This is a genomic window from uncultured Lamprocystis sp., assembly GCF_903933125.1.
GTDB lineage: Bacteria > Pseudomonadota > Gammaproteobacteria > Chromatiales > Chromatiaceae > Thiodictyon.
On the sequence record NZ_CAIZIZ010000081.1, the window covers coordinates 1 to 6,906 of the forward strand.

Here is a 6,906-nt window from a genome sequence, read left to right on the forward strand (position 1 = left end):
GCCGCCGGCCGCTGCCGCCCCGGGGGCCGGCGACACCGACCCCACCCTCGACCTGCTGACCGCCCAAGGCGTCGTCGCCGAGGGTCTCGACCCGGCCCAGGCCGAGCGCGCCGCCCACGCCACCGCCCTGGCCGAGGGCCGGGAATGGTATCTGCGCCTCAACGTCGACGAGCCCGCCACCGGCTACCGCGACCACAACAGCGTGCTCGGACAACTGCTCGGGGCGCGCAACGGCCGGGACCCGCGCGATCTGGCGGAGCTGCCGCCCTTTGGCACGCCCTACCTGACCCTGGTCTTCCCCCATGCCGAGTGGGGTGCCAGTGCCGGCGACTATGCCAGCGACTTTCGCAGCGCACAGCGTCTGAGCGGAGGCAATCCGGTGCCGGGCCTGCCCGCCGCCGACTGGGCCTTCGAGATTCGCACCGACCGTCCCGGCACCCCGGTGGTGCTGACCTGGGAGGGGCCGCCCGAGATCCTGCAGCGCTCACGGCTCATTGATCGCACGAGTGGGCGCACCCTGTTCCCCACCGCCAAGGTCAACGCCCAGGGCTACCGGGTCACTTTGACGACTGGCAAGGGCGCCTTCACGTGGCGTTACCTGGGTCAACCCTGATCCGAATCTGCCCGCCGCCCTGGCCCGCCGCGTCGGCGGGGCAGGGTGCGTGTTCCTCCACCTCGCATGAGACCCGACGATGCACTTAAACGACACTCCGACCCCGTCCAAGCTCCCGATCAACGACCCGGCCCCGGACCTGACCGACGGCGAGCGGCGCGCCGCCCTCGCCAAGCTCGGTGCCCTGGCGGCCTGGACCGCGCCGACCATGCTGATCCTGATGACCTCGGCGCGGGCCGACGACTTTGGCTCCCCGGATCGTCCCTAGTTACCCCGATCATCAATGGTAGCCCCTGCGGCACCGGCGGCGCTGCGTCAGCAGATCCTGAGCACCGCCCTCGGCACCAGCCGCCTGCTCGCTCGCCCGCGCGATCGGCGGCTATGTCTGCTTGATGCGGCCGCAGCCGCGCTATGGGATCTGTATGCCGCCGGACTGGCGCCGGAGACGGTGGCCGGATTGCTCGTGGAGCGTTTCGCGCTGTCGCCGGCGTTGGCCCACGATCAGGTGATGGCCCTGGTCGCCGAGTGGCGGTCCGCCGGGCTGCTCGACGGCGGCGGCGAGACCCCCGCGGACCGGCGGTTCGGCACCCCGGACGAACCGGTCTGGCCCGCGCCCCGGCCCCGCCCGTTGGAGACCGGCGCCTGGGCGCTGCGGGTGGCCGATCGCCGGGTGGGACTGCGGTGCGTGGCGGCGATCCACCAGCGCTTCGGCTGGATGCTGGCGCCGGACCGGCACCCGGATCAGACAGCGCCGGTGGGTGTGGATCACGATCTGCAACTGTACGGCGCGGTTGATGACTGGCGGCTCGCGCGCGACGGCGAGACCCTGGAATGCGGTCAGGGATTGGACGCGGCCCTGGTCGCGACCATGACGGCTCTGACCAATCTGGGCTGTCGACCCGCCGAACGCCTGATCGTGCTCCACGGCGCGGGTCTGGTGGCACCGAACGGTCAGGGGCTGCTGCTGGTGGCGCCGGGGGGATCGGGCAAGACCACGCTAGCGGCGGGGTTGAATGCCGCCGGCTTCGCCCTGCTGAGCGATGACGTGGTGCCGGTGACCCTGGCGGGGGAACTGCTGGGTCTGAATCTGCCGCTCTGTCTGAAGCCCGGCAGTTGGCCGGTGCTCACGCCCGGTCGGCCGGATCTGGAGCAGGCGCCGCTGGTGGAGCGGTTTGGCTGGCGCGTGCGCTTTCTCCCCGCCCGTGGCCCCGCCGTCACCCAGCCGGTGTGCCCGCTCTGTGTGCTGTTGCCGCGGTATGCCCCAGCGGAGGCCGCCCAGGTGGCGCCGCTGTCCCCGGTGCAGGCGCTGCGGGGGATCATCAGCGCCGAAGCGGTGATCCGCGACCTCACGCAGGTCAAGCTGGAGGGCTTGGCCCGCTGGATCGAGGCCCTGCCGGCGTTCGCCCTGACCTATCCGGATTTGGCCACCGGGCTGCGGCAGGTGGCCGCGTGCCTGCGGACAGCGGCGGAGGAGCGGCCGTGAGCTCGGCGCCCAGCCGGCGCTGGCGGGCGCTGGCGGCCTTGCTCGCTCCCGCTGAAATCGTCGCGGAGCGGCCGGCTGTCGTCCCGATCGAGGATTGGCGGGCGCTCTACGGGATGGCTACCGCCCACCTGGTGGCCCCAAGCCTGTATGCGGGACGACAGGCCTGGGATGAACGCGCGTCGGTGCCGGAGGATGTCCGCGAGGCCCTCGCGTGCCTCTATCTGCTCAATGACGACCGCAATCGCCGGCTGCGTAGGGTGTTGCGGGAGACGGTGGCGATCCTGAATCAGGCGGACATCGTCCCCGTCCTGCTCAAGGGCGCCATTGCGCTGCTGCCCGATCAGTACCCGCTGGCTTTCGCGCGGGTACTGGGCGATCTGGACTTGGGTGTGCCGGCCGATCAGGTCGACCGGGGTGGGGCGGCGCTCCGGGCCGCGGGCTATTTTCCGGCGCCGCATGCCGAGCCCGTGCTCTGGTCCGCCGCGTCCGCGCATCACTTGCTGCCGCTCTTCCATCCGTCCGGAGACGGTTATGTGGAAGTGCACTACGCTCTCTTCAGTCGTGCACCCCAGCAGGCGGCACTGCCGCTTGCGGCGGTTCTCGCCCGCGCCGAGACTCTCGACTGGGAGGGGTTACGGATCCGCATCCCGGCCCTGGCCGACCGGCTGCTGCATAATGCGCTGCATCATCAGGTCCAGGATCGGGCTTTCTGGTCCGACCGCCGCTCCCTGCGCCAACTGCTCGAGTTCGCCCGCTTGCGCGCCTTGCCGGCGGCCGCGGACGTCGATTGGCCGGGGCTCATGATGGACCTGAAGCGTTGGGGCCTGGCGGATGCGGTAGGCGCCTATCTGCTCGCGGTGCGGGCACTGTTCGGTCAACCGCTGCCGACGGGCGTGCAGCCGAGCGCGGCGGCCCACCGGGCGGAGGCGCGGTTCTGGCGGCGGCTCGATTCCCCGCGCCTGGATCGGCTGCTCGCCTGGCACTGGCAGGCGTTGTGCTTGGCCCGACGGCTGCCGAATCTACCGCGGCGGCTGATGACCCCCGCCTGGTATCCGGCAAAATATCGCATCTGGAAGCGGCAGTGGGTCGCGCGGCGGCGCCCCGGCGTTGCTGATGACTCTGCCCGTCGCTAGGGTGTGACCGGCTGCACCGCCCGCCATACCACCCGCTCCAGCCCGACTCCGACCACCGCAAACAGTCGCAGATCGGTCAGGCCATAGCGGGTCTGCAGGGCGGCCCCGTAGCGTTGCGCCTGATCCGCTGCCTCCGCCAGTTTCGCCTGGATGGATGGCCGCGCCGCCAAGTCCGCAGCGGTGGATTCACGCACCTGCTCCCCGGTCAGATCCAGGTCTTTCAGGCTCAGGTATTTGAATTCCAGGAGCAGATCCAGGGCCTGAAACTGCCGCATATCGGATCGGACAATCAGGCTCAGATCGCTATAGCCATGATCCACCTCTGTTTCCGAGACCATCATATACAGCCGGTCATCGAACAACAGCGTGAGGAAGGCGATTTTCACCAGCAATTCGTTGGTCCAGCGATAATCCCGATTCGACAGGACTGGCAAATAGCGCCGTTCGATAAAGTCCACCAGCGGGGCCAAATCGCCCTGGAGATAAACGGTTTCCGCCAGGCGCGGGATGGTCTGGCGATCTTCGTAGGTGGGCAGCCAGAGTTCCCGCAGCCGGTCCACATAGAGCGAGCGGGCCACCAGATTGGGGATGTTCAGGATCGGCTTGCCCAGCACGCCGCGCCCGGCGAACGTCAGGACCCCGAAGTAGTACAGCAGCGAGGCCATGAATGGCTGATCCTTGACAGCGGCCAACACATCCGCGACGCCGAAGCGCCGGGCCAGGCGGGGAATGATCACTCCCTCCTCGCCATTGAGCGCCTGAATCAACACCGATTCGCCATGGGGGAGTTGGGCGATGTAGGCCAGCTTGCCGCGATCCATCGCCAGATTCTCATCCAGCATCTCCTGCGGATAGCGGCCATCGGTCTGCAAGGCCTTGAGAAAATACAGGCTCAGGGTCGGGTTGTAGAGCCGCTCACCACCGGTTTCGCTAAAGCAGTAACCGTTATAAAAAGTGCGCATGGTTTCCAGGGCGTCCGCCGGCGACCAGGAGGCGCCTTCTTCCGCCATGCGCTCCAGCACGGTAGCGATCTCGGCTTCGGTGAAACCGCACAAGTCGTTGAACGCTGCCTTGAGATAGATGTTCTCCCCGACGTTATAGCCGCTGGTCATGTCGCTGAGGACGACTGGTGAAACCCCGGTGATAAAGACCCGATCCAGTCCTTGTCCACCCGCCGCCGCTTTCACCGCTTTGAATACGGTTTTCAGCAAGCCTTCGCCATAGAGTAGGGCTTCGTAATACGCCTGTTTGCGCCCGGCCATCAGCACGTCGTTGGCGAAGTTGTCGTACTCGTCGATCAGCAGATAGAGACGCTGTTTTTCGCGGCGCACGCGAATCAGCAGGGAGGAGAGTGAGTCGACCGCGTCGTCCGGAGCGATTTCAATATCATGCCAACCATAGTTGGCAGCACAGGCCTTGATCGCGGTATTGATATGTCGATGCAGCGCCGCTTCGATCTCTTTTACATCCCCCTGCGCTTTCACCAGCGAAAAATCCCACTTCATTACGAAATACTGGTTATGCCGTGGCGTGGGATTCTTACCGATGGCTAAATGCCCAAACAATGCCTCGAACTGCGCCGCCCGCTTGATGTCGTAGTAATGTTCCAGCATCGACAGCAGCAGGCTTTTACCGAATCGGCGGGGGCGGATGAAGATCAGTTGATCTCCTGCCGCTTCGAGGAGGGGAATCCGGTCGGTGCGATCCTGGTAGAAGTATCCGCCCTGGATGAGCTTGCTGAAATCGCTTAAGCCGTACGGAAATTGCATTGTGGAGTTCCTCGCATCAGGGCTGGGCGGGCGCTGATCGGACTGGTCTCCAATCGCGCCGAGCGCCGGACTCAGCGCATGCCCAAGGGCGAGACGCCGATCAGCCAGAGGTGGGTTCCGCCCATGAAGGCCCCATACAGAAGCAGCCCCAGGCCCAAGGCGATCCAATCGTTCCACTTGCCGGGCGGGGCGCCTTGCACCGGCGGCGCGGTGCGCCACATGAAGGAGATGCGATCGGCCAGTGACCAGGCTAGGAAGGAACCGAACAGCACCACATCCGCCAGGTTGCCGTTGGCGATCAGGTGGGCCAGCGCCCACAGGATGACAGCCAGCAGCATGGGGTGCTTGGCCCAGGTTTGGATGCGACCCGGCAGGAAGGCGGCGAACAACAGGGGAAAAACCGGCACTAGGATCAGTAATGCGAGGTGCGCGGTCCAGACGGGCGGGGCGTACACTGTGAACGGTTCCTGACGGGCCAGCCCGTAACCCCAGAGGATCAGCAAGAAGCCGGTCAGGTTCAGCACCGAGGCGAGCCCCTTGTAAGGGACCTCGCCGATGCGCACTTGAAGGGTCTCGCGCCACGTCGGTGCGAGAAAGGGGAGCGAATGTACACCGAGAAAGAGGACGAGACCGATGATGAGGATCGCCATGGAACAGGACTCCGTTGGTACGTTGGCGGGAGTGCCGCGATGAGAGGTCTGCAAATCCTAACCGAATCCGCGGCCGCGCGTCGGCTCCGCTGTCGCCCGGACGGGTGCGGGAGTGCGCGATGGACGCGCTGATCGAGGCCCGTGATCTGGTGCGGACCTACCCCGGACCCAATGGCGGCGTGCGTGCGGTCGATGGGGTGAGCTTTCGGGTCGAGCCCGGCCGTTGTTTTGGTTTACTGGGTCCGAACGGGGCAGGCAAGACCACGACCCTGGAGATGTTGGAGGGTATCCAGACGCCGAATGCGGGTCAGGTGCTGTTCCGCGGCGCGCCCCTGGGTCACGCCTACCGGGAGTCCATCGGCATTCAGTTCCAGGCGACCGCGCTGCAGGATTTCCAGACCGTGGCTGAGACCCTCACGATGTTCGCAAGCCTCTATCGCCGCACGGCCCCGCGCGATGAGGTGATCCGGCTCTGCAATCTGGACGAGATCCTGGACCGTGACACCCGCAAGCTCTCCGGTGGTCAGCGGCAGCGCTTGCTACTCGCGGTGGCCCTGGTCAACGATCCGGAACTGGTCTTCTTGGACGAGCCGACCACCGGCCTCGATCCGCAAGCGCGGCGCAACTTCTGGGCCTTGATCGAGACGGTGCGCGGCCGCGGCACCACGGTCCTGCTGACCACCCACTATATGGAAGAGGCGGAGCGCTTGTGTGATGAGGTGGCGATCGTCGACCGCGGGCGGATCATCGCTCAGGGTCTTCCGGGCGTTCTGATCGGGGAGCACTTCCCGGCCGCGGTGATCCGTTTGCCGGCATCGGCCTGGCCGGATGGCGTGCCCCTGCCGACGACGGCGACCAGTCGCGGGGGCGAGATCGAGTTGTTTGCGGACGCGGCACCGCCGGTCCTCAAGGAATTGGAGCAACTGGGAGCGGATCTGTCGGCCCTGCGGGTCGCCACACCGAACCTGGAGGATCTGTTTCTGAAGTTGACCGGGCACGCTTTGCGGGCTTGAGCCCGTGGCAGGTGGCGTGATGCTCAGGCAATTGCCCTAAGGAACCGTTGCGCTGCTGACAAAGCTCGGAGAACGACGCGGTGCGAGGGCATCGTCGCGGGGGGCTTGATCAAGATTCCGGCCACTTGGGCTCGCCAGGTGCGTAGTCAGGCCATCCTGGCCTGACACCCTCAGGGCTGGAAGCCCTGACTACGCATGCCGCTGGCCGGGATTACGATCAAGGCCCATGGGATCGTCATCTGCCC

7 protein-coding genes are annotated in these 6,906 nt (G+C 66.5%); 5 read left to right on the forward strand and 2 right to left on the reverse strand.

What is annotated here, in order from left to right:
* The 4 genes from QZY03_RS03420 to QZY03_RS03435 all read left to right on the forward strand — a co-directional run.
* Positions 1–613, forward strand: a 613-nt coding sequence (locus tag QZY03_RS03420) for a hypothetical protein (protein ID WP_295578345.1), incomplete at its 5' end; no start/stop codon positions are given.
* Positions 614–692: 79 nt separating this feature from the next.
* On the forward strand, positions 693–881 hold the full coding sequence (locus tag QZY03_RS03425) for a hypothetical protein (protein ID WP_295578346.1): 189 nt from the start codon (positions 693–695) through the stop codon (positions 879–881).
* A 15-nt stretch (positions 882–896) separates the two neighbouring features.
* Positions 897–2,096 (forward strand): PqqD family peptide modification chaperone, encoded by a 1,200-nt coding sequence (locus QZY03_RS03430; RefSeq protein WP_295578347.1) that lies wholly within the window; start codon positions 897–899, stop codon positions 2,094–2,096.
* Positions 2,093–3,229 carry a nucleotidyltransferase family protein gene (locus QZY03_RS03435; protein ID WP_295578348.1) on the forward strand — a complete coding sequence of 379 codons (1,137 nt, stop codon included), beginning with the start codon at positions 2,093–2,095 and terminating at the stop codon, positions 3,227–3,229. Before QZY03_RS03430 ends, QZY03_RS03435 begins: the two co-directional genes overlap by 4 nt.
* Here the strand turns inward: QZY03_RS03435 and QZY03_RS03440 are convergent.
* Together QZY03_RS03440 and QZY03_RS03445 are read right to left on the reverse strand one after the other, a co-directional pair.
* The gene (locus tag QZY03_RS03440) at positions 3,226–4,998 is read right to left on the reverse strand and encodes an AAA family ATPase (protein WP_295578349.1); all 1,773 of its coding nucleotides are present in this window, start codon (positions 4,996–4,998) and stop codon (positions 3,226–3,228) included. The two genes, QZY03_RS03435 and QZY03_RS03440, sit on opposite strands and share 4 nt — an antisense overlap.
* Positions 4,999–5,069: 71 nt before the next feature.
* Positions 5,070–5,648, reverse strand: a complete 579-nt coding sequence (locus QZY03_RS03445) for an NnrU family protein (RefSeq protein WP_295578351.1) — start codon at positions 5,646–5,648, stop codon at positions 5,070–5,072.
* 119 nt (positions 5,649–5,767) lie between these two features.
* On the opposite strand from QZY03_RS03445, the gene QZY03_RS03450 reads away from it, so the two are divergent.
* Positions 5,768–6,661 carry an ABC transporter ATP-binding protein gene (locus QZY03_RS03450; protein ID WP_295578352.1) on the forward strand — a complete coding sequence of 298 codons (894 nt, stop codon included), beginning with the start codon at positions 5,768–5,770 and terminating at the stop codon, positions 6,659–6,661.
* The last annotated feature ends 245 nt before the right edge of the window (positions 6,662–6,906 follow it).